This is a genomic window from Burkholderia sp. 8Y (genome assembly GCF_902506145.1).
GTDB lineage: Bacteria > Pseudomonadota > Gammaproteobacteria > Burkholderiales > Burkholderiaceae > Caballeronia.
Genome location: NZ_LR733520.1, coordinates 1346737 through 1369479, shown reverse-complemented (window position 1 = coordinate 1369479; position 22743 = coordinate 1346737). Strand labels below are relative to the sequence as shown.

Below are 22743 nucleotides of genomic sequence, written 5' to 3'. Positions count from 1 at the left end.
AACCGATGGCAGTCAATGCGGCTAGCGGTCTTCCCGATAACGCCCGCAGTCACTACTATTTCACGGATGCGCTGAAAACGGTTCCAGCGCGAGGCCCAACTCTTCTTCCATGACCAGACAGTCTTCGCACACGGCGCTTCTGTGGATCGTCGCCGTGGGCTTTTTCATGCAGGCGCTCGACACGACGATCGTCAACACGGCGCTGCCTTCCATCGCGCGGGATCTGCACGCCGCGCCGCTCGCGATGCAGTCCATCGTCGTCGCCTACACGCTCACCATGGCGCTTCTCACGCCGGCGTCCGGCTGGCTCGCCGACCGCTTCGGCACGCGCGGCGTGTATTTCGTCTCGATCAGCCTGTTCGTGATCGGATCGCTCGCCTGCGCGGGCGCGCATTCGCTGAACCAACTCGTCTTTGCGCGCGTGCTGCAAGGCATCGGCGGCTCGATGCTGCTGCCGATCGGCCGACTCGCGGTCCTGCGCGCCGTCAGCGGCGAAGCGTACGTCTCCGCGCTCGCGATGATTTCGGTCGCCGGACAGGTCGGCCCCATTCTCGGCCCGACGCTCGGCGGCTGGTTCGTCCAGTCCTTCACCTGGCACTGGATCTTCCTCATCAACGTGCCGATCGGCGCGGCCGGCCTGTACGCGGTGCGGCGCTTTCTGCCGCACGACACGCTGCACGATGCGCCGCCCTTCGATTTCATCGGCTGCGGATTGCTGTCGCTGTGCATGGTCGCGTTCTCACTCGCGCTCGATCCGCCCGTTCAGACGCATCGCGGCGCGGTGTCGGCGGCGCTCTTCGCGCTCGCGGTGGTCTCGGCGTTCGCCTACGTTCCGTATGCGCGTTACCGGCGCAATCCGCTCTTCAAGCTCGCGCTCTTTCGCGAGCCGAACTTTAGTGTCGGCTTGATCGGCAATCTGCTCTGCCGCATTGGGTCGAGCGCGGTGCCCTTCCTCTTGCCGCTTCTGATGCAGCTCGAACTCGGCTACAGCCCGCTGCATTCGGGGCTCATGATGCTGCCCATCGCCATCGCGGGCACCGTGTCGAAACGATGGATCGCGCGGCTCGTCACGCGTTACGGCTACGAGACGTTCCTGCTCGTGAACACGGCGCTCGTCGGCGCGTCGATCGTCGCGTTTGCGGCTTTCTCGCCGTCGCTGCCGCTCGCCGCCGAGATCGGGATTCTCGCGCTCTTCGGCGCGTGCAACTCGATGCAGTTCGCCGCGATGAACAGCGTCACGCTCAAGGGCTTGTCGAAGCAGGATGCGGGCAGCGGCAACAGCCTGTTCTCGATGGTGCAGATGCTCGCCATCGGTCTCGGCGTGTCGATCGGCGGCTCGCTCGTGCAGGTCTTCGAAGGACAGTTCGGGTCGGCATCGCTCGGCTTCAAACTGAGCTTCGCGTGCATGGGCGTGGTCACGCTGCTGTCGGGCGTCGTGTTCCGCCGGCTCGATTCCGCGCCACGCACGTCCGCGCCCGCGCCTGCGGCCCGCTAGCGAGCCAATAAGCAGCCGCGCACCATACGGGCTATCCTGCCCGTTGCCGCACGTCCTTATCCCTCTTCCCGGAGCGCAATCGTGCAATACCGCAAATTCGGCAACACCGGACTCACCGTTTCGCGTCTCACCCTCGGCACGATGACCTTTGGTCTCCAGACCGACGAAAACGTGTCGCGCAGCATCATGGACCGGGCGAGCGAAGCGGGCGTCAATTTCATCGATACCGCCGACGTCTATCCGCTCGGCGGCACGCACGATATCGTCGGCCGCACGGAGGAGATCGTCGGGCGATGGCTCGCGGGCAAGCGCGATCAGTTCATCCTCGCGACGAAGGCAGTCGGCGTGATGGGGCCGCTCGCGTGGAACAAGGGCGCGTCGCGCAAGCACCTGCTCGATGCCATCGACGCGTCGCTCAGGCGGCTGAACACCGATTACGTCGATCTGTATCAGCTCCATATGGACGACCGCGACACGCCGCTCGACGAGACGCTCGAGGCGCTCGACGTGATCGTGCGGCACGGCAAGGCGCGCTATATCGGCGTGTCGAACTTCCTCGCGTACCGGCTCGCGCGGGCGCTGGGCCGCGCCGACGTGCTGCGCGCCGCGCGCTTCGTGTCGGTGCAGCCGCGCTACAACCTGCTGTTCCGTCAGATCGAGCGCGAGTTGCTGCCGCTCGCGACCGAAGAAGGGCTCGCCGTCATTCCGTACAACCCGCTCGCGGGCGGCTTGCTGACGGGCAAGCATCGGCACGACGCGGCGCCTTCCGAGGGCCGCTTCACCGCGACGGTCGGCAAGGCGGGCGAGATGTATCAGGAGCGGTACTGGCACGAGCGCGAGTTCCAGACCATCGAGAAACTCAAGGAGATCGTCGCGCCAACGGGACGGTCGCTTGCCAGCACGTCGCTCGCGTGGGTGCTTGAAAATCCTGCCGTGACATCGGCGATCATCGGCGCGAGCCGCCCCGAGCAACTGGACGACACGCTCGCCGCCGCCGATCAACCGCTCGATCCGGACATCAAGGCGAAGCTCGACGATGCGACCGTTGAATACCGCTGGGGCGATGCGTCGCGCTAACGGGCATCACCCGGCTCAGGCTGCCCGCGCCCGTCGCGCCCGATAGACGCCTTCAAGCGAATACAGCGCGAGCGCGCACCAGATCGCGCCGTAGCCGATTAGCTGATCGTGCCCGAACGCCTCGCGATAGATCGCCACGCCGATCAGCAATTGCAGCGACGGCGTGATGTACTGGATGAGTCCGAGCATCGACAGCGGAATGCGCCGCGCGCCGGCGGCGAAAAGCAGCAGCGGCACGGCCGTCACCGGGCCGGCCGCCGCGAGCAGCAGCTTGACGCCGAGCGTGGCGTGTTCGAAGCCGCTTCCCCCGTGCGAGCCGAGCACGAAGAGATAAAGCAGCGCGACCGGGCACAGCAGCATGGTTTCGAGCGTCAGCCCTTCCAGCGCGCCGAGCGAAGCGGTCTTGCGCAGCAAGCCGTAGCCGCCGAACGTGAGCGCGAGCGCGAAGCTGATCCACGGCGGCGCGCCGTTGGCCCACGTGAGCCACGCGACGCCCAGCGCGGCGACCGTCACGGCGATCCACTGCACCGGCCGCAGGCGTTCGTGCAGGAACGCCATGCCGAACAGCACGTTGACGAGCGGATTGATGAAGTAGCCGAGACTCGCCTCGACGATGCGGCCGTCGTTGACTGCCCAGATATAGAGGCCCCAGTTCGCCGAAAGCAGCGCCGCGCTCGCCGCGAAGCGCGCAAGCAGCCGCTTGTCGCGCAGCACCGGTCGGAGCCATTGCCAGTGCCGCCGTGCGGTCAGCACGATCAGCAGGAAGGCCATCGACCACGCCATGCGGTGCGCGAGCATTTCGATCGCGCCGATCGAATGGAGCGCCTTGAAGTAGATCGGAAAAAGGCCCCAGATGACAAAGGCCGCGAATGCGTAGACGACGCCTGGATTCATGGTTCGATGCGTGAGGCAGAGGCAAGCCGTCGGAACCTTTTCGGAAGCCGTCTGCAAGAAATGGATGCCGGATTTTAGTCGACGCGGCTGCGCGCGCCGCGATTCGGGCGAACGGCAGGCGAGTTTCATGCTCGAACCCCTGCGTGAAAGCTCGCCGACAGCGCGTGCTAGCATGGCCCGCTAACGACTGCCCGCCCCACTCTCCTAATGAACAACAACCAGTCCGTCCATCAAGGCTTCTTTCATATCCTGCTGTTCGTCGTGACCGTTGCGCTCGGCTGGGTGCTGCTGCCGTTTTTCGGCGCCATCTTCTGGGGCGTGATTCTCGCGCTGATCTTTCAGCCGATGCAGCGTTGGCTCACCGTGCGCTTCGGCAAGCGCCGCAACCTCGCCGCGCTCACGACGCTCGCCGCCGCGATACTCATCGTCATCATTCCGGTTTCAGTGGTCGCGGTGACGCTCGTGCAGGAAGTCGCGCTCGTCTACACGCGCATCAAGAGCGGCGATCTGAACTTCGGCATGTACTTTCAGCATGTGCTTCATGCGCTGCCGGTGTCCGTGCAGCAACTGCTCGGGCGCTACGGCCTCGACGACATCCCCGGCGTGCAAAGCAAGTTGATGGAAGGCGCCTCGCGCATCAGCCAGTTCGCGGCGGCGCAGGCGCTCTTGATCGGACAGAACACGTTTCAGTTCATCGTGAGCTTCGGCGTCATGCTTTACCTCGTGTTCTTTCTGCTGCGCGATGGCGGCGAGATTGCACGGCGCATCCGACGCGCGCTGCCACTCGATCCGGCGCCGAAGCAACATCTGATCGCGAAGTTCACGACCGTCGTGCGCGCGACGGTCAAGGGCAACATCGCGGTGGCCGCCGTGCAGGGCTTCCTGGGCGGCCTGATCTTCTGGATTCTCGGCATCAACGGCTCGCTGCTGTGGGGCGTGCTGATGGCGTTTCTCTCGCTCTTGCCGGCGGTCGGTGCGGCGCTGGTGTGGGCGCCGGCCGCGCTCTACTTCTTCATGACCGGCGAAATCTGGCGCGGACTGATTCTGGTCGCGTTCTGCGTGATCGTGATCGGTCTCGTGGACAACGTGCTGCGTCCGATTCTCGTCGGCAAGGACACGAAGATGCCCGACTGGGTCGTGCTGATCTCGACGCTCGGCGGCATGGCATTGTTCGGCATCAACGGCTTCGTGATCGGGCCGCTCGTGGCCGCGCTGTTCATGGCGAGCTGGGATATTTTTTCGCAGGACGAAGACCCGCAATAGCAAAGAAAAACGGCTCCGCGAAGGAGCCGTTTCTCATTGCAAACAAGACCCGAATCAGCGCGAATTCGGCGCTGTGTACCGGCAGTCGAAGCGTTTTCTCACCGTGCCGTTTTCATCGACGCTTTCGAGATACACGTCGAACTGCCACAAACGCGCCATGTGCTTGAGCACTTCGTCGCTGTCGTTCGACAGATGGCGGTTGTCAGTCATGAAGTGACGCAGCGTGAGACTGCGGTCGCCGCGCGTGTTGACCGAATACACCTGAATATTCGGCTCGCGGTGATGAATGTCGTACTGCCGCGACAACGCCTGCCGCACGTAACGATAGCCGCTTTCGTCGTGAATCGCCGACACTTCGAGCGCGTCGCGCATGTCGTCGTCGAGAATCGAAAAGAGGCGCATCTCGCGGATCAGATGCGGAGACAAATACTGCGCGATGAAGCTCTCGTCCTTGAAGTTGCGCATCGCGTAGTGCAGCGATTCCAGCCAGTCGCTGCCCGCGAGATCGGGGAACCACTCGCGGTCTTCGTCCGTCGGGCTTTCGCAGATGCGGCGAATGTCGCTCATCATCGAAAAACCCAGCGCATACGGGTTGATGCCGCTGTAATACGGCTTCGTCACCGGCGGCTGATACACGACGTTCGAATGCGAATGCAGGAACTCCATCATGAAGCCGTCTTCGAGCCGGCCTTCGTTGTAGAGCGTGTTGAGCAGCGTGTAGTGCCAGAACGTGGCCCAGCCTTCGTTCATCACCTGCGTCTGCCGCTGCGGATAGAAATACTGTCCGACCTTGCGCACGATGCGAATGACTTCGCGCTCCCACGGCTCCAGAAGCGGCGCGTTTTTCTCCGCGAAGTACAGCAGGTTTTCCTGCGGCTCCGGCGGATAGCGGCTTTCAGTTTCCTCGGCGGACGGCGCCTTCTTGTTCGGCAGCGTGCGCCACAATTCATTGACCTGCGATTGCAGATACGCCTCGCGCTCGCGGCGCATCGCGGCTTCCTTCGCGAGCGACAGCTTTTGCGGGCGCTTGTAACGGTCCACGCCGTAGTTCATCAGCGCATGGCACGAGTCGAGCAACTCCTCGACGCGATCCAGCCCGTGCCGCTCCTCGCATTCGGCGATGTAGTTCTTCGCGTAGACGAGGTAGTCGATGATCGCGTGGGCATCCGTCCACAGCCGGAACAGATAGTTGCCCTTGAAGAAGGAGTTATGCCCGTAAGCGGCATGGGCGATGACGAGCGCCTGCATCGTCATCGTGTTTTCTTCCATCAGATACGCGATGCAGGGGTTCGAGTTGATGACAATTTCGTACGCGAGGCCCATTTGCCCGCGCCGATAGCTCTTCTCCGTCGAGAGAAAGTGCTTGCCGAACGACCAGTGCCGATAGTTCACCGGCATGCCGACGGATGCGTACGCATCCATCATCTGCTCGGCGCTGATGATTTCGAGCTGGATGGGATAGACGTCGAGGCCGTAGCGATTCGCGACGCGCGAAATCTCGGCGTCGTACTCTTCGATCAGCTCGACGCTCCAGTCCGATGGGCATGGCAGCGGCCGCCTTTTTTCTGCAACGTTCATGCTTACCTCGTGCGTCCTGGCGGACGCATTGCGTTGCCCCGCTTCCGGTCCGAGTTTCGACGGAGCACGATCGTCCGTGCCGTCGAGATGATATCCACGCGTTTCGTTGTTCACGTGCCTCGTCGTCATGCGGCCGCCTGCTGTTTCTCGAAGAGTTCGCGGAAAACGGGGTAGATGTCCGAGGCCGAATCGACCTTTTTCATCGCCAGTTCAGGCGCGCCGGCTGCAAGCTGAGCATACTCCAACCAGAGATTCTGCTCCTCTGGCGCAACTTGAATATAAGCAAAATACCGCACCTTCGGCAGGATGTCCTCGGCGAGCAGCTTGCGGCACTTGGGCGAATCGTCGGTCCAGTTGTCGCCGTCCGAAGCCTGTGCGCCGTAAATATTCCATTCAGTCGGAGAGTAGCGTTCGTCCATGATCTTCTTCATGAGTTCGAGCGCGCTCGACACCACCGTGCCGCCGCTTTCCGTCGAATGAAAGAAGGTGTCTTCATCGACTTCTTCCGCACGCGTATGGTGACGGATGAACACGACCTCGATCTTCTCGTAGTTCCGCTGCAGGAAGAGATACAGCAGGATGAAGAACCGCTTCGACAGGTCCTTGCGCTGCTCGTCCATGGAACCCGACACGTCCATCAGGCAGAACATCACGGCCTTGCTGGAAGGCGTGGGCTGCTTCACGCGGTTGATATAACGCAGATCGAACGGATCGATGAACGGAATGCGCGTGATCCGTCCCTGCATCATGACGATATCCGCTTCCAGCCGCGCGATGTCGTCGGGATTGCCGTCTTCTTCCTTCAGTTGTTCGAGCTGGCGTTCCATCTCGCGCAACTGCGCCGAAAGCGGCCAGCCGAGCGCGATGCGCCGCCCGAGCGCGCTGCGCAGCGACCGCACCACGTCGATGTTGTTCGGCGTGCCTTCCGCCGCCCAGCCCGCGCGCACGTTCTTCCATGTCGGCACGGCGAGCAGTTGCGTCTTCACGAGGCGCGGCAGTTCGAGATCGTCGAAGAAGTACTGCATGAATTCTTCGCGCGACAGTTCGAAGACGAAGTCGTCCTGGCCTTCGCCCTCGTTGCTCGCGCTCTTGCCGCCGCCGCCCGAGCCGCCCTGCGGACGTGGAATCTTGTCGCCGCGCACGTAGTCGGCGTTGCCCGGATGCACGTATTCACGCTTGCCGCCCGGCCCATGCCGGAACGACGGCTCCGCGATGTCCTTCTTCGGAATCGTGATGCTCTGCGTGCTTTGAATGTCCTTGATGCTGCGATCGCGCACCGCGTCGGAAACCGCGCGGCGAATGTAGTTCTTGACGCGTCGCAGAAAGCGTTCGCGGTTCGCGATGCTCTTGTTCTTGCCGGCTAACCTGCGGTCGATGATTTGGTGCAGCACATCCAGTCTCCCGCTTAATGGGCGAGTGTGCGAGGCGCCGCATGTTTGCGCCGAAAGCCGGCGCCTCTCGCTCGCAATCTGCCCGCTTCGCCATCCGGATGCAAGCATCGAACCCGGACGGCGCGGACCTGCACTGCCTGACTGCTACTGACCCTTCGGTAAAGCGCGCCTCTTACGACGACTTGCGCACGCGCAGGTACCAGTCGCACAGGAGACGCACCTGCTTCGGCGTATAACCCTTCGCGACCATGCGATTCACGAAGTCCTCGTGCTTGCGTTGCTCTTCGGCCGATCCCTTCGCGTTGAAGGAGATGACCGGCAGAAGTTCCTCGGTATTCGAGAACATCTTCTTCTCGATCACGACGCGCAACTTCTCATAGCTGATCCACGCGGGATTCTTGCCGCCGTTGTTCGCACGCGCGCGCAGCACGAAATTCACGATCTCGTTGCGGAAGTCCTTCGGGTTGCTGATGCCCGCCGGCTTTTCGATCTTCTCCAGTTCCGCGTTGAGCGCGGCGCGGTCGAAGCTCTCGCCGGTGTCGTGATCGCGGAATTCCTGATCCTGAATCCAGAAGTCCGCATACGTCACGTAGCGATCGAAGATGTTTTGTCCATACTCCGAATACGACTCCAGATAAGCCGTCTGAATCTCCTTCCCGATGAATTCGGCGTAGCGCGAAGCCAGTACGTCCTTGATGAACGACAGGTACTTCTGCTCCGTCTCCGGCGGGAACTGCTCGCGCTCGATCTGCTGTTCGAGCACGTACATGAGATGCACCGGGTTGGCCGCGACCTCGGTCGAATCGAAGTTGAACACGCGCGACAGAATCTTGAACGCGAAACGGGTGGACACGCCCGTCATGCCTTCATCGACGCCCGCGAAATCGCGATACTCCTGATACGACTTCGCCTTGGGATCGGTGTCCTTGAGATTCTCGCCGTCATACACCTGCATCTTCGAGAAGAGGCTCGAATTCTCCGGCTCGTGCAGACGCGTGAGCACGGCCATTTGCGCCATCATCTTGAGCGTGCCCGGCGCGCACACCGCTTCGGCGAGCGACGAATTGCGCAGAAGCTTCTCGTAGATCTTCACCTCTTCGCTATAGCGCAGGCAGTACGGCACCTTGACCACGAAGATACGATCGAGCAGCGCCTCGTTGTTCTTGTTGTTGCGGAAAGCCTTCCATTCCGATTCGTTCGAGTGCGCGAGAATCACGCCGTCGAACGGGATCGCGCCGAAACCTTCCGTGCCCTTGAAGTTGCCTTCCTGCGTGGCAGTCAAAAGCGGGTGCAGCACCTTGATCGGCGCCTTGAACATTTCGACGAATTCCAGCAAGCCCTGATTCGCGAGGCACAGGCCGCCGGAATAGCTGTAGGCATCGGCGTCGTCCTGCGAATAGGTTTCGAGCTTGCGAATGTCCACCTTGCCGACGAGGGAGGAGATGTCCTGATTGTTTTCGTCGCCCGGTTCCGTCTTCGCAATGCCGATTTGCCGAAGTATCGACGGATAGCGGCGCACGACACGGAACTTGCGGATATCGCCGTTGTACTCATGCAGGCGCTTGACGGCCCACGGCGACAGAATGCTCTTCAGGTAACGGCGCGGAATGCCGTACTGTTCCTCGAGCACCGGACCGTCCTCGTCGTAATCGAAGAGACCGAGCGGTGATTCGTTCACGGGCGAGCCCTTGAGCGAATAGAACGGTACGCGCTCCATGAGTTGCTTGAGCCGTTCAGCAATGGACGACTTGCCGCCGCCCACCGGACCGAGCAGATACAGGATCTGCTTCTTTTCTTCCAGACCCTGCGCGGCGTGCCTGAAGTAAGACACGACGTTCTCGATCACTTCCTCCATTCCGTAGAACTCGCGGAACGCCGGATACACCTTGATGACCTTGTTTGCAAACACACGCGATAAACGCGGATCGAGGCGAGTGTCGACCATTTCCGGTTCCCCGATGGCCGTCAGCATGCGTTCGCCCGCTGTTGCATATGTGGCAGGATCTTCCTTGCAGAGCGCGAGATACTCTTCGAGCGAGAATTCCTCCTCGCGGGTTTTTTCGAAGCGGGTCGCGAAACTGCTGTAGATATCCATGCTACCTCCTCGCCGAAGTCAGAAAGCCTTGTCGTGCGCAACGCGCGTAATCGAAACGACATCGCTTCAATTCATCCTAAACCCTTTCGAATTTTTTTTCACGCACTTGGTTGGATGATTTGCTTAGAAGCTGCTCGGAACAATCACTAGCTTGGTAGGTTATTTTCGTTCACCTACAATCCTCAGTCCCAAGATGTTTTTCGTCACCGTTCACACAGGTCACACAGGTCACGCATGATTGCAGCCTGCGCTAGATGACCGCTTCGTCATGTTCGCTGCGCCGCGCTCATATCATCGCTTCACCGCGACCTTCCGCCAAAGCATTGGCGTGAGCGCATGTCATCACGTCAGCATCAGGTCAGCACCAGCTCCAGTTCGCCGATGCGGTCGATCGCGCCATGCACCATCGCCGGCCCTTCCACACGATACGCGCCGGTGTAAGAGCCCGTCGTGATGGTCCAGAACGGCTCGACCGTCAAACCCATGCGCGAACAATGGTTGACGAGCCAGGGCAGCAGCTCGCGCGGATCGCCCGCCGGATTGCCGAGCGTGGCCGGAGCAATCCCCACGCCATCGAGCGTCAGTTCGATGCGCGGCGCAAGAAAGTCGAAGCCAGGCGCCACGACCTCGTAAGGTTCCATGCCGCTCGTGATGAGCGCGCCGTTGTTCTGCGAATCGGCAAGCTGCGCGAGCGGATCGAGATTGGGCCACTGCGCGAAACGGCTATCGACGACTTCGAGCGCGACTGCAATGCCGCCGATCGCCGCGAGCACTTCCGCGCGCGTGTAAGCCTCGTTTTTGGGGGGCAAGGCATACGCGAAGCGAAACGCGATCTCCAGTTCCACCAGCACGTGAAAGAAGCCGTCGAACGGCAGGCGCGCGGGCGAAACATAGACACATTCGGCATCGATGGGCGCGCCCGCCGCGAGCGCATCGGGCGCGCGCGAGCCGATCTTCCATGCGCCGATGCGCGCTTTGGCGTCGCGCAGGACTTCGTGCTGGATGGCGTAGGCGGTGGGTGCATCGGCGGGAAGATCGCGAGGCTCCAGCGTTTCGATCAGTCGATGCTGACGCCGGGCCGCGACGAGCTTGGCGGCGAGTGTCGATCCGGTCATGTCGATACCCTCGTGTAGATGGTGACGCGCAGTGTCGTCAGTGTACGGGTTGCCGGACCGAAGGTGCTTCACGTTGCCCGCATCAGGTTCACGCGCGATGCGGGCAACGGCATGACAGCGTCAGAACGTTTCCCAGTCGCCGCCCGCCGTCGACAGCGCGGCGGGCTTCGCGGCCGGCGCGGGAGCGACACGCGCCACGGGTCTCGCCGTCGGCTGCGCGACGTGCTTCGGCTTGGAAGATACAGTGGCGCGCGTCGCTGCAACAGGAGACGCAGCAAGCGCCGCGCCTTCGGTCACCTGAAACACCGCGACTGCCTGACGCAGGCGCGCCGCTTGATCTTCGAGCGACTGGGCAGCCGCCGCCGCTTCTTCGACGAGCGCCGCGTTCTGCTGCGTGACTTCGTCCATCTGCGTGACGGCGCGCGAAACCTGCTCGATGCCGCTCGTCTGCTCCGCCGATGCCGCCGCGATCTCGCCCATGATGTCGGTCACGCGCTGCACCGCGCCGATGATTTCGTTCATCGTGCGGCCCGCTTCGTCGACGAGCGTGGTGCCCGACTGTACGCGCGCCACGGAATTGTCGATCAACTCCTTGATTTCCTTGGCCGCCGTCGAGGAACGCTGCGCGAGATTGCGTACTTCGCCCGCGACGACCGCGAAGCCGCGCCCTTCTTCGCCGGCTCGCGCCGCTTCGACGGCCGCATTGAGCGCAAGGATGTTGGTCTGGAACGCGATGCCTTCGATGATCGTGATGATGTCGGCGATCTTGGCCGAGCTGCGGCTGATGTCGCCCATCGTATCGACCACTTGCGTGACGACGGCGCTGCCCTTGCCCGCGATCTCCGACGCGTTCGCGGCAAGCGTGCTCGCCTGGCGCGCGTTGTCCGCGTTCTGACGCACCGTGCTCGTCAGTTCTTCCATGCTCGATGCCGTCTCCTGCAACGCCGACGCCTGCTCTTCGGTGCGCGACGACAGATCCGTGTTGCCCGCCGCGATCTGCTGCGTGGCCGAGGCAATCGATTCGCTGCCCGAGCGCACCGTGCGGACCGTTGTGAGCAGGCTCGACCGCATCTTCGCGACCCCTTCGAGCAGCAGACCCATTTCGTCGCGCGAGGTCACGATGACGTCGCGACGCAGATCGCCGGCTGCGATGGCTTCGAAGTGCGCGAGCGCGGCTTCGAGCGGCCGCGCGATGGCGCGCCGCAACGCGAACCACGCGAACGCCGCCGCCGCGAGGCCGAGCGCGATGGCCGAAAGACTCAGCGCGCGGAACCACGTATAGCGGCTTTGCGCGTCTTCGTAGCTCTGCTTCGAGGCGTCGGTGAGAAACGCGCGCAGCGCGTCGTTCGCGTTGGCGAGTTCGTTATAGGCGGCCTGCATCGCCTTGGCCGCTTCGATCATGCCCGCGTGGTCGTCCGCCGTGACGGCCACGAGGCCCTTGTCAATGACGCGCTGAAGCGCGAGCCGCTTTTCCTGCGATGCGTCAGCAAGACGGCGTTCGTCCGGCGTCTGCGGCAGCGACATATAGCTCTTCCAGAACGTGTCGGCGCGCTCGCGCATCATGCGTGAACGCGCGATGGTCGCAGCCGCCTCGGAGGTGCCCGCGAGCAGCGCCGCGCGGTCGAACACGAGCCGCTCGCGGGCCGCGTACATTTCGCTGTTGCCGACCGCGATGGCGCCCGGCATCTGCACGGAGTAAGTACTGAGGAACGCCTCGTTCGTGCGGCCCATGCCCGCGAGTCCCAGTGCGCCGATTGCGATGAGGAGCGCGCCGAGAAACGCCATCGAGATGCCGAGGCGCGCCTTGATCGTCAAAGCCTTATTCATTATGTGTCCCTGATGCCGGTTCGGTTTCGCGCGGGCGTTGCGTCGCGTACGGCCGCGATCGGGCGGATACGCACACGCGCATCCGCTGACCGTGTAAACGGCATGCAAGCTAGGGGACTTGAGAAGGTTCTTTCCCTGATAGGGAAAACGACGCGTTGGGCACATCGCTTTTCAGCGGATGATGAAAACCTATGCTGTGACTTCGCTGCGACGCGGAATGGACGGTTGCGCGCCCTCGCGCGTGACGGCGAGCGCGGCGGCGCGCTGCCCGAAGGCGATCGCGTCGGCGACGGCGCTGCCGCGCGCGAGTTCCGCCGCGAATCCGCCGATGAAGGTATCGCCGGCGGCGGTGGTATCGACCGCCTCCACTTTGGGCGATGGCAGGTGCTGGCCCGCGCCGTCGTCTCCCAGCAGCGCGAAGACGCCCTGCGCGCCGAGCGTCACGATCACATTGCGCGCGCCTTTCGCCTTGAGAGCATGGGCGGCGCGGCGGGCATCGTCGGGCGTCGCGATGGCAATGCCGGAAAGCGTCGCGGCTTCCAGTTCGTTCGGAATCAGATAGTCGATGAGCGCAAACCAGTCGGCGGGCAAGGCGCTCGCCGCGGGCGCGGGATTGAGAATCGTCGTGCGGCCGAGCCGGCGGCCGGCGGCCAGCGCCGCGCGCACGGTTTGAGGCGGCGTTTCGAGCTGGCAGACGATGACATCGGCGCGGGCGAGCAGCGCCTCCTGCGCGTCGATGGCCGCCGGCGTGACCTGCGCGTTGCTGCCCGCGACGATCACGATCGCGTTCTGGCTGGCGTCATCCACGATGATGAGCGCCACGCCCGTGGGCGCCTCCGCGCTGGTCGCGAGCGCCGCGCAGTCGATGCCTTCCGCTTCGAGGCCCGCGCGCAGCGTCGCGCCGTTCGCGTCGCTGCCGACGCAGCCGATCATCGCGACCTGCGCGCCCAGACGCGCCGCCGCCACTGCCTGATTCGCGCCCTTGCCGCCGGGCGCCTGCACGAACGCCGAGCCGGCAAGCGTCTCGCCGGGCATCGGCAAACGCGGCGCGCGCGTGACGAGATCCATGTTGAGACTGCCGACCACGGCCACGCGCCCGCGCGTGACGGCTTCAGAAGTTGCGTTGTCGCTCATCGCGATACATTCCGCTCCGGTTGATTACTGTGCTTTCGCGTCGGCCACGGCACCGCTTTCGGCACAGTGCGATTCAGGCACGACCGCGGTCGATTCCCGCAGCACCAGACGCGGCGCCACCACGCGGCGGCGCGTCGTGCCGCCGAGCTTGCCGACGATGCGCTCGATCAGCGTCTGCGCGGCCATTTCGCCGAGCGCGCGCACCGACTGGCCGACCGTCGAAAGCGCGGGATACGTGTAGCGCGACAGCTCGACATCGTCGAAGCCGATGATCGAGCAATCGTCCGGCACGCGAATCTTGCGCTCCGCCGCCGCCCGCAGCGCGCCGATGCCCATCATGTCGTTGCAGGCGAAGATCGCCGTCGGCTTCATCGCGTCGAAAAGCTGCGAGGCTGCCGCATAGCCGCCCGTCGCTGAAAAGTCGCTCTGGACGATCGCGTTCGGCTCGATCTCGACGCCGCGCTCGGCCATCGCGCGAATGAAGCCGTGCAGACGCATGGCGCTGACCGCCGTCGCCACCGGCCCGGTGATGCAGCCGATCTCCGAATGCCCCATTTGCAGCAGATGCTTCGTCGCGAGATAGGCGCCCTTTTCGTGGTCGATCTGCACGAGATCCGCCGAAACGCCTTCGATGTTGCGGTCCAAGATCACGAGCGGCTCACGCGCGCCCGCGAGACACTGCGCGAGCACCGCGTCTTCGCCCGCCGATGCGATCACGAGGCCGTCGATGCGCTTTTCCTGCAAGACGCGCAGATAGTTGCGCTGCTTGGCGGGATCGTCGTCCGAGTTGCAGAAGAACACGCAGTAGCCGTTCTTCGCGCAGCCGTCCTCGACGCCGCGCGCCAGTTCGGCGAAGTACGGATTCGTGGCGTTCGGCACGAGCAGCCCGATGGTCGCGGTGGACTTCGCCTTGAGCGAGCGCGCGACCGCCGACGGCACGTAGTCCAGCTCGCGGATCGCGCGCTCGACTTTCGCCCGCACGTCGGCCGACACCGGCCTTGAATTGTTCACTACGTGGGACACCGTCGTAAACGACACCCCGGCAATGGCTGCCACGTCTTTGATCGTCGCCATACATCGTCCTTCGCTTTGCTTTGGTCCAACTTCTTTTATCGACCGGCAGGCGAGCCGCGCGCGGCCCTCCCGCGCCCAGCCTTTCCCCTCCGTTCGCCGCTCTGGACGGCCAACGGACTGCCGGTCATCTATTTGATTTCACTGCTTTTAACGTCGCCGCCCCACCCCGTGCGGGGCACCGACGTGCTGCCTTGCTGCCTCAACCGCGCCTGCGTCTGCTCCGGTACGTATCGAGCACCACCGCGACCACGATCACCGCGCCCGTGATGATGCGCTTGGTCGGCTCGTTCGCGCCGATCTGCGCGAGCCCCGCCGCCAGCACCGAAATGATGAGAACGCCGAAGAACGTGCTGATGACCGAGCCGCGCCCGCCCATCAGACTCGTTCCGCCGATCACCACCGCCGCGATCACCTGAAGCTCCACGCCCGCGCCCGCGTTCGGATCCGCGGCTTCCAGACGTGAAATCTGGAACAGCGCGGCCAGTCCGGAGAGCGCGCCCATCAGCGCGAACACGATGACCTTGTACGGCCTCGGATCGACACCCGCGAGCCGCACCGCTTCCTCGTTCGTGCCGATGCCTACGAGATAACGGCCGAAAATCGTCCGGGTCAAGACCCAATGTGCAACGATCATCACCGCGACCGCAATGAGAAAGGCCGGCGAGATGCCGAACGCGATCGGATTCGAGAGGAAATCGAAGGCATCGCCGATATACGCGGTGCGCGAGTTCGTCATCTGATACGCGAGCCCGCGCGCCGCTTCCAGCACGCCGAGCGACACGATGAACGACGGAATGCGCCATGCCACCGTCACGAGGCCCGTCACCGTGCCCGTCAGCGCGGCGGCGGCGAGGCCGATGAGCGCCGCCGGCAGCGCCGGCCAGTGCCATTTCAGCGCCGCCACGCTCACCACTGACGCGCCGAGCGCGAGCACCGAGCCCACCGACAAGTCGATGCCCGCGATGATGAGCACGAAGGTCATGCCGACCGACATCACGACGAGATCCGGTATCTGGTTCGCAATCGTGCTGAACGTGTCGTACGTCAGGAAGTGCGAACTGAGCACGGAAAAGAGCGCGATCATCGCGGCGAGCGCGCCGGCGAGTCCCAGATAGTTCGAAAAGCCCAGGCGCGTGCCGGCGCCCTTCGCGGGCTTGCCGCTTTTCGGTGCATCGGCCGGCAGATTGGCTTCGGTCTGACCTGTCATTCAATGCTCCAGCAGATTGTCTTGTTCGGGCGGCTTCGCGTCCGGCGCGAGCGGCTCGTGCAGAATCGCCTCGCGCTTCGCGTAGCCCGCGAAGGCGGCGGCGAGCAGCGCGTCCTGCGTCCAGTTCGCGCGCTCGAACACGCCGGTCATGCGCCCCGCCGACATCACGCCGATCCGGTCGCAGATCAACATCAGTTCGCGCAGATCGCTGGATACGACCACGAGCGCGCGGCCTTCGCGGGCGAGCGCGCCCATCAGCCCGTAAATGTCGAACTTCGCGCCGACGTCAATGCCGCGCGTCGGTTCGTCGAAAAGCAGTACCGCGCAGTCGCGTGCGAGCCAGCGACCGATCACCACTTTCTGCTGATTGCCGCCCGACAGTTCGGACACCGCCTGCGCGGGCCCCGACGTGCGAATGCGCATGGCGTCGATCTGGCGTTCGGCGAGCGCGGCTTCGCGGCGCGTGTCGATCACGCCGTGACGCGCCACCGCGCCGACATTGCCCAGTGAAACGTTCGCGGCGATGGGCAGGCCGAGAAGCAGGCCCTCGCCCTTGCGGTCCTCCGTGATGAGCGCGATGCCGTTTCTCACGGCATCCGACGGCGACTGGATGTTCACCGCGCGCAGTCCTTCGCCGCCGCGCGCGACCGACACCGTGCCGGCATCCGCGCGATCCGCGCCGTAAATGAGGCGCATGAGTTCGGTGCGGCCCGCGCCGATCAGCCCGCTGATGCCGAAAATCTCGCCCGCTCGCACGTCGAAGGACACGTCGCGCACGGCCTGCCCGCGCGTCATGCCGTCCACTTTCAGCGCGACGCCGCCGAGCCTGCGCTCGCCCAGATCGATGCGTTCGCCCAGTTCGCGGCCCACCATCAGCGTGACGAGCTGGTCGCTCGTCAGCGCGCTCATGGGGCCGACGTGGACGAGACGGCCGTCGCGCAGCACCGCCGCCCGCTCCGCGATGCGCCGCAACTCTTCCAGACGGTGCGAGATATAGACGAGCGCCACGCCGCGCGCCTTCAGCCGCGCGATCTGCTCGAAGAGGAGATCGACTTCGCGCGCGGTGAGCATCGCGGTGGGTTCGTCGAGAATCAGCACGCGGCAATCGCCGATCAGATTGCGCGCGATTTCGACCATCTGCTGATGCCCGATGCCGAGATCGCCGACGAGCGTGTCCGGGTCGATCGCGTCGAGCCCGACTTGCGCCATCGCGTGCCGCGCGTCGTCCGCGAGCCGCTTGCGGTCGATCCAGCCGATTTTCACGCGCCCTTTCTGCGGCAGGCGGTTCAGGAACAGGTTTTCCGCGACCGACAGCGTCGGCAGCAGATTCAGCTCCTGCATCACCATTCGCACGCCGAGCGATTCCGCGTCCGTGCGGCTTTGCGGCGCGTACGGTTGCCCCGCGAGCGTCATCGTGCCCGCGCTCGGATTCGTGAGTCCGCCGATGATCTTCGAGAGCGTGCTCTTGCCCGCGCCGTTTTCGCCGGTCAACGCCAGCACCTCGCCCGGCGAAAGTCCGAGCGATACGTCGGCCAGCACCGGCTCGACATAGGTCTTGCCGATGCCCGTGACGGTCAGCACGCTGGCGTCGTGCGCGTCTTTCATAGTGGCGTAGGGTCGCTCAAGGCGGTCGGTGCATCCTCGGCAGGTGGGTCATGCGCTGCGGCGGGCCGGCGGCCGGTGTGCTCCGCCGCCGTCCGTCAACCCGCGCTCGTGCGTGTCTTAACGGCATGATGACCGCGAACTTGAGAACGAACGGTTCGCGGCGCAACGCTCGCAGCTGCTTACTTCGTCACGAGATCGACAGGCGTTTCCACCACGGTCGAGAGCTCGGACTGCTTCTTGTGCCCGGCGATGGCCTTCAGCGCCACGTCGATGCCGAACACGGCCTGCTTCGCCGCGTACTGGTCGGCGGTGGCGAGCACGCGGCCGTCCTTCAGCATCGGCTTGATCGCGCCGATGTTGTCGTAGCCGACCACCTGCACCTTACCCGTCTTGCCCGCCGCGCGCACGGCCGAGACCGCGCCGATCGCCATGTTGTCGTTGCCGCACAGGAGCGCCTTGACGTTCGGGTTCGCGTTGAGAATCTGCGACGCGACCGCGTTGCCCTTGTCGATTTCCCAGTCGCCCGACTGGAGCGCGACGACCTTCATGCCGGCTGCGTCCATTGCGTCCTTGAAGCCGGCGGTGCGCTGCTGCGCGTTCGTGGTCGTCGAGACGCCCTCGATGATGCCCACTTCATCGCCCTTCTTCAGATGCTTGGCGAGATAGTCGCCGACCTTGCGCGCGCCCTTGCGGTTGTCCGGGCCGACGAACGGCACGTTCAGGTCCTTCGACTTGAGCACGTCCTGATCGAGCCGGTTGTCGATATTCACGACGATGATGCCCGCGTCCGCCGCCTTCTTGATCACCGGCACGAGCGCCTTCGAATCGGCCGGCGCGATGACGATCGCATCCACCTTCGAGACGATCATCTGCTCGACGATGCGGATCTGCGCGGCGGTATCGGTTTCGTCCTTGATGCCGTTGGTGATGAGGTCGAACTTGTCGGTGTTGTGCTGCTGGTAGTCCTTCGCGCCGTTTTCCATCGTGAGGAAGAACTCGTTGGCGAGCGATTTCATCACGAGCGCGACCTTCGGCTTGCCGGCGTTCTGCGCGAACGCGGGCGATGCGGCAAAAGGCAGCGCCGTGCACGCGGCGAGCGCGACGGCGGCTGACAGGACGCGACGGCGAATGGCTGACTTCATGCGGTTCTCCTCCAGTGTTTTCATTTGATGTTGTCTGCTTGGCTTAGCTGGGCTTCGCTTGGCATGCGAGCGTGGCGGTTCAACGTTTGCCGCCGTCGATTCTCGTTCGTGCCACGCGCGCGGTCAATCGGGCTAACGTGAAGTGGGCGGTTCGGACGCACGCCGAATGTGGTGCCGCGCGCGTTCCACCGTTGCGGCGGGCGCTCAAAGCTCCGCGACCGATTCGCCCTCGATCTCGTTGTCGATGATCTTGCGCCCATATTCGATGCCGGCGCGGGTCGCTTCGATCGGGCTTTCGAACGGTTCCTGCTCGGGCACGCCGAACATGATGGAGCGGCCGCTTTCCCCGGCGGCGCTGCGCGAAATGGTCACGAAAATGTCGAAGTGGCGCGGGCCGTCGTCCGGCTCGTCGCGCTCTTTCGCGCGGCGCATGGCCTGCACCTGAATGGCATAGCCCTTGTAGTGATCGGCGAGCGGTGTGGACATGAAGCGGCTCCTGTCGGGGAAACGTGAAAACGCGTCGTTGATGGAAGGATCAAGGCAACCGGATAACCAAACACTGCGTCCGCTCGCCGGCGAAAGCGCGTTGCAAGCCTGCTGCTTGGCTGCTGCGAGCCCCGCGCGCGGCGTTCGAGAGATTCGACTTATCGCACACTCAGTTGAAATCTGCTTTGCCATAATGCGCGGGCGAGACGTCGAAACTCGCTCATTCCAGAAGAATCGTCAATCACTCAGGGAGCATCACATGACTATCCGAGCCACTGCCCTCATCGCTGCGTTGAGTCTCACGCTGGGCGCGCATACGGCGTTTGCAGCGAATACTCAGCAAAACAGCCAGCAGTCGAAGATGAGCGACTGCAACAAGCAGGCAGGCGACAAAAAAGGCGACGACCGCAAGGCGTTCATGAAGAGTTGCCTGTCAGCCACGCCCGCCGCGCCCGCCGCCGCTTCCGCGCCGATGACCCAGCAGCAGCGCATGACGGCATGCAACAGCCAGGCGTCCGGCAAGAAAGGCGACGACCGCAAGGCATTCATGAAGAGCTGTCTGAGCAGCAAGAGCTGATCGCCAGCGCGCGCCGCGTTCTGTACATCGCGGCGCGCTGTTTCCTTCCTTCTCGCGATATTGCACTGCACCCAAGCAAGTCATTCGCACAGCCGTCGTTTTCTCATAAGATGGCGCGAAGGCGGCCTTTCACGAATACAAGAATCACGCCATCGGCCGCCGCTCGTCTAGCGTGGCGACAAGCCTCGCATGGAGGCAACGGATGGCATGGAGACACAAGAACCGCTGGTTCCGCCGGTGGCTCGTGACGATCACCTTCTGGGCCGTGCCCGTGATGATCGTCGCGGTCAACGAGGTGCGCGAAGAAATGGCCTACAACACGGTCGATCTTCAGAAGGCGCTCTCCACCTGGGAACTGACCGATGCTCAGCGGTCCGCCGGGGCAGGCGCTCGCTGTCACGGCGCGCCGGACGAAGCGCGCGCCGCCGGCTGCCCCGCCGAGGTTCTCCGCGCCAACGCCGCGCGTCATCAGGACGCGCTCGATGAATACGCGCATCGCAAGGCGACGCTCGCCGATTATCTCTGGCACGCGTTCGTCGGCTATTGGATCGTGCCGGCGGCGTTTCTGTTCGCACTGGGGCTCGTGATCGGCGGCATCAGGCGTGCATTGCGCCGGCCGGTCCGCGCACCGGAACCGACTCCTCCGACCAAAGTAAAAACGACGAGCCAGTGACGCCGCCGCGTCGGGTACGGTCGTTGCTACTCGCTACGCGGCGTTCCTGCCAGAACCGTGAACGGTGCGGCGAAATTAATACAGGGCTTCAGGCGGCAGAGCGGGCGAATTGGCCAGCATGAGCGTCGAATCGATTCGACGGCTTGCGGACTGCAACGCGAGGCTTGCGCGGCACGGCTGGATGGCGGTATCAGTGTCCGGTGCGAGCGTCGCGTTTTCTCGTCGCTGTGCTATAACTTGGCGTGCCTCACCCTCCCGCACTATGGGGTTTCCTAAATTCCACGATGGAGAACAATGATGCAAAGACGAAACTTCATGCTCAAGTCGACGGCCGTGTTGGCGCTGGGAGGCCTCGCGCTTGCCGGTTGCACGACGAATTCGAACACCGGCGCTGAAAAGGCCGCAGGCACCGCCGACGACCGCCGCAGCATCGACGCGGACGTCGACAGCACCATCCAGCGGCTGTATGCAACGGTCCCCGGCTCGCGCGAACTGGTCGCGAAGTCGCGTGGCGTGCTCGTGTTCCCGTCCGTGATCCAGGCGGGCTTCATCGTCGGCGCGCAGTACGGCAAGGGCTCGCTGCGCGTGGGCGGCAGCACGGTCGGCTACTACAGCACGACCTCCGGCTCCTTCGGCCTGCAGGCCGGCGCGCAGTCGAAGTCGATCATTTTCCTGTTCATGACGCAGGACGCGCTCGACAAGTTCCGCAACTCGGACGGCTGGTCGGCAGGCGCGGATGCGTCAGTGGCGCTCGTCAAGATGGGCGCGAACGGCGCGGTCGATACCACCACCGCCACGAACCCGGTCGAAGCATTCGTGCTGACCAACGCGGGCCTGATGGCGGACGTGTCGCTTCAGGGCACGAAGGTCACGCGCCTGAAGATGTAACGCGGCGCATACCGTCTCACTGTCTCGGCGGAAAAGCATGACCGCCGTGTGGCGCGACTCAGGTCGCGCCACACGGCGGTTTTTTTCTTGCCGACGCAAAAAGTCAGGTCGCCGCGCGATCGATCAGCTTGAAGCGCGAGCGTTTCTGCGCGCGCACCACGGCTTGATAGGCTTCGAGATACTGCCGCGCCATGCGGTGCGACGTGAAACGCTCCTCGAAGCGCCTGCGCACGCCTTCGCGCGAGAGCGTGTGCAGCCGGTTGACCGCGGCGACCGCGCCGATCTCGTCCTCGACGACGAACCCCGACACGCCCTCGTCCACCACTTCCGGCACCGCGCCTCGATTGAACGCGATGACCGGCGTGCCGCAGGCCATCGCCTCGATCATCGCGAGTCCGAAAGGCTCTGGCCAATCCACCGGGAACACGAGCGCGTGCGCGCCCGACAGAAAATCCGCCTTCTGCGCGTCGCTGATTTCGCCGATGAATTCGACGTACGGCAACTCCAGAAGCGGCGCGATTTCGCGCTCGAAGTACTCGTGGTCGGCTGCATCGACCTTGGCGGCGATCTTGATCGGCAGCCCGCAGCGCCCCGCGATGCGAATGGCGGTATCCACGCGCTTTTCCGGCGAGATGCGCCCGAGAAACGCCAGATATTTCTGCTCGACCGGCTGCGGCATGTAGCGCGTTTCCGGCAAGCCGTGATAGACCGTCGAGATCCACTTCGCCTGCGGCAACGGATGACGCTGGGAATCCGAGATCGAAACGACAGGCGCCGTGTTGAACGTGTCGAACACCGGCTGCTGCTCCGGCAGATCGAGCCGCCCGTGCAGCGTCGTGACGAACGGCGTGTCCTGTCGGTTAAAGAGCGAGAAGGAGTAATAGTCCATGTGGAAATGCAGGACGTCGAACTCCTCGGCGCGGCGGCGCACCAGTTCCATCAGCAGCATATGCGGCGCGATGCGGTCGCGAATCGCCGGGTCGAGCCGCAGCGCGCGCGGCCAGACGGCTTCGAGCTTCGCGCTCGTCTGCGAATCGCCGGTTGCGAACAGCGTGACATCGTGGCCGAGTTCGACAAGCGCCTCCGTGAGGTAGGACACGACGCGCTCCGTGCCGCCATAGAGCTTGGGCGGGACCGATTCGGTCAACGGGGCAATCTGGGCAATTCTCATCGTTCTCGTCTCCATGCGGACTTCGACGTTCGAGCGTGTGCTCGTATTCGT

General features: G+C 63.9%; 18 protein-coding genes and 1 pseudogene. 6 read left to right on the top strand and 13 right to left on the bottom strand.

Going from position 1 to position 22743, the window contains the following annotated elements; genetic code table 11:
- Window positions 1-91: 91 nt before the first annotated feature.
- Both GV035_RS16930 and GV035_RS16925 read left to right on the top strand, forming a co-directional pair.
- A pseudogene (locus tag GV035_RS16930) lies at window positions 92-1495 on the top strand (DHA2 family efflux MFS transporter permease subunit); the annotation flags it as partial.
- Window positions 1496-1576: 81 nt separating this feature from the next.
- Window positions 1577-2572: an aldo/keto reductase gene (locus GV035_RS16925; protein ID WP_159836173.1), complete on the top strand. Its 996-nt coding sequence runs from the start codon at window positions 1577-1579 to the stop codon at window positions 2570-2572.
- Window positions 2573-2587: 15 nt separating this feature from the next.
- Here the strand turns inward: GV035_RS16925 and rarD are convergent, their stop codons facing one another.
- Window positions 2588-3466, bottom strand: a complete 879-nt coding sequence (rarD, locus tag GV035_RS16920) for an EamA family transporter RarD (protein WP_159836172.1) — start codon at window positions 3464-3466, stop codon at window positions 2588-2590.
- Between the two features lie 207 nt (window positions 3467-3673).
- Between rarD and GV035_RS16915 the strand changes: the two genes are divergently transcribed.
- Complete coding sequence (locus GV035_RS16915) at window positions 3674-4729, top strand: AI-2E family transporter (RefSeq protein ID WP_159836171.1); 1056 nt, start codon at window positions 3674-3676, stop codon at window positions 4727-4729.
- A 54-nt stretch (window positions 4730-4783) separates the two neighbouring features.
- On the opposite strand, the gene GV035_RS16910 is transcribed toward GV035_RS16915, so the two are convergent.
- From GV035_RS16910 to GV035_RS16860, 11 genes are all read right to left on the bottom strand, one after another.
- Window positions 4784-6436 (bottom strand): SpoVR family protein, encoded by a 1653-nt coding sequence (locus GV035_RS16910; protein ID WP_159836170.1) that lies wholly within the window; start codon window positions 6434-6436, stop codon window positions 4784-4786.
- Complete coding sequence (locus GV035_RS16905) at window positions 6433-7698, bottom strand: YeaH/YhbH family protein (RefSeq protein WP_159836169.1); 1266 nt, start codon at window positions 7696-7698, stop codon at window positions 6433-6435. Before GV035_RS16905 ends, GV035_RS16910 begins: the two co-directional genes overlap by 4 nt.
- A 172-nt stretch (window positions 7699-7870) precedes the next feature.
- A complete protein-coding gene (locus GV035_RS16900) occupies window positions 7871-9793 on the bottom strand; it encodes a PrkA family serine protein kinase (protein WP_159836168.1) in 1923 nt (640 codons plus the stop codon).
- A 353-nt stretch (window positions 9794-10146) separates the two neighbouring features.
- A complete protein-coding gene (locus tag GV035_RS16895) occupies window positions 10147-10908 on the bottom strand; it encodes a 2-keto-4-pentenoate hydratase (protein ID WP_159836167.1) in 762 nt (253 codons plus the stop codon).
- 120 nt (window positions 10909-11028) lie between these two features.
- Complete coding sequence (locus GV035_RS16890) at window positions 11029-12735, bottom strand: methyl-accepting chemotaxis protein (RefSeq protein WP_159836166.1); 1707 nt, start codon at window positions 12733-12735, stop codon at window positions 11029-11031.
- Window positions 12736-12924: 189 nt separating this feature from the next.
- A complete protein-coding gene (gene rbsK / locus GV035_RS16885) occupies window positions 12925-13869 on the bottom strand; it encodes a ribokinase (RefSeq protein ID WP_159836165.1) in 945 nt (314 codons plus the stop codon).
- Window positions 13870-13893: 24 nt separating this feature from the next.
- The gene (locus GV035_RS16880) at window positions 13894-14943 is read right to left on the bottom strand and encodes a LacI family DNA-binding transcriptional regulator (RefSeq protein ID WP_159836164.1); all 1050 of its coding nucleotides are present in this window, start codon (window positions 14941-14943) and stop codon (window positions 13894-13896) included.
- Window positions 14944-15142: 199 nt separating this feature from the next.
- Window positions 15143-16150, bottom strand: a complete 1008-nt coding sequence (locus GV035_RS16875; RefSeq protein WP_159836163.1) for an ABC transporter permease — start codon at window positions 16148-16150, stop codon at window positions 15143-15145.
- Entirely contained in the window at window positions 16151-17755 is a 1605-nt protein-coding gene (locus tag GV035_RS16870; protein ID WP_159836162.1) for a sugar ABC transporter ATP-binding protein, read from the bottom strand.
- Window positions 17756-17934: 179 nt separating this feature from the next.
- Window positions 17935-18897: a sugar ABC transporter substrate-binding protein gene (locus GV035_RS16865; protein WP_159836161.1), complete on the bottom strand. Its 963-nt coding sequence runs from the start codon at window positions 18895-18897 to the stop codon at window positions 17935-17937.
- Between the two features lie 204 nt (window positions 18898-19101).
- Window positions 19102-19383, bottom strand: a complete 282-nt coding sequence (locus tag GV035_RS16860; RefSeq protein ID WP_159836160.1) for a hypothetical protein — start codon at window positions 19381-19383, stop codon at window positions 19102-19104.
- Window positions 19384-19642: 259 nt separating this feature from the next.
- On the opposite strand from GV035_RS16860, the gene GV035_RS16855 reads away from it, so the two are divergent.
- The 3 genes from GV035_RS16855 (at window position 19643) to GV035_RS16845 (ending at window position 21521) form a co-directional block, all read left to right on the top strand.
- Window positions 19643-19960 (top strand): PsiF family protein, encoded by a 318-nt coding sequence (locus GV035_RS16855; RefSeq protein ID WP_442859593.1) that lies wholly within the window; start codon window positions 19643-19645, stop codon window positions 19958-19960.
- A gap of 202 nt (window positions 19961-20162) precedes the next feature.
- Complete coding sequence (locus GV035_RS16850; protein ID WP_159836159.1) at window positions 20163-20633, top strand: hypothetical protein; 471 nt, start codon at window positions 20163-20165, stop codon at window positions 20631-20633.
- A gap of 297 nt (window positions 20634-20930) precedes the next feature.
- Window positions 20931-21521: a BPSL1445 family SYLF domain-containing lipoprotein gene (locus GV035_RS16845; protein WP_159836158.1), complete on the top strand. Its 591-nt coding sequence runs from the start codon at window positions 20931-20933 to the stop codon at window positions 21519-21521.
- A gap of 103 nt (window positions 21522-21624) precedes the next feature.
- On the opposite strand, the gene GV035_RS16840 is transcribed toward GV035_RS16845, so the two are convergent.
- Window positions 21625-22692 (bottom strand): glycosyltransferase family 4 protein, encoded by a 1068-nt coding sequence (locus tag GV035_RS16840; RefSeq protein ID WP_159836157.1) that lies wholly within the window; start codon window positions 22690-22692, stop codon window positions 21625-21627.
- Window positions 22693-22743: the final 51 nt, after the last annotated feature.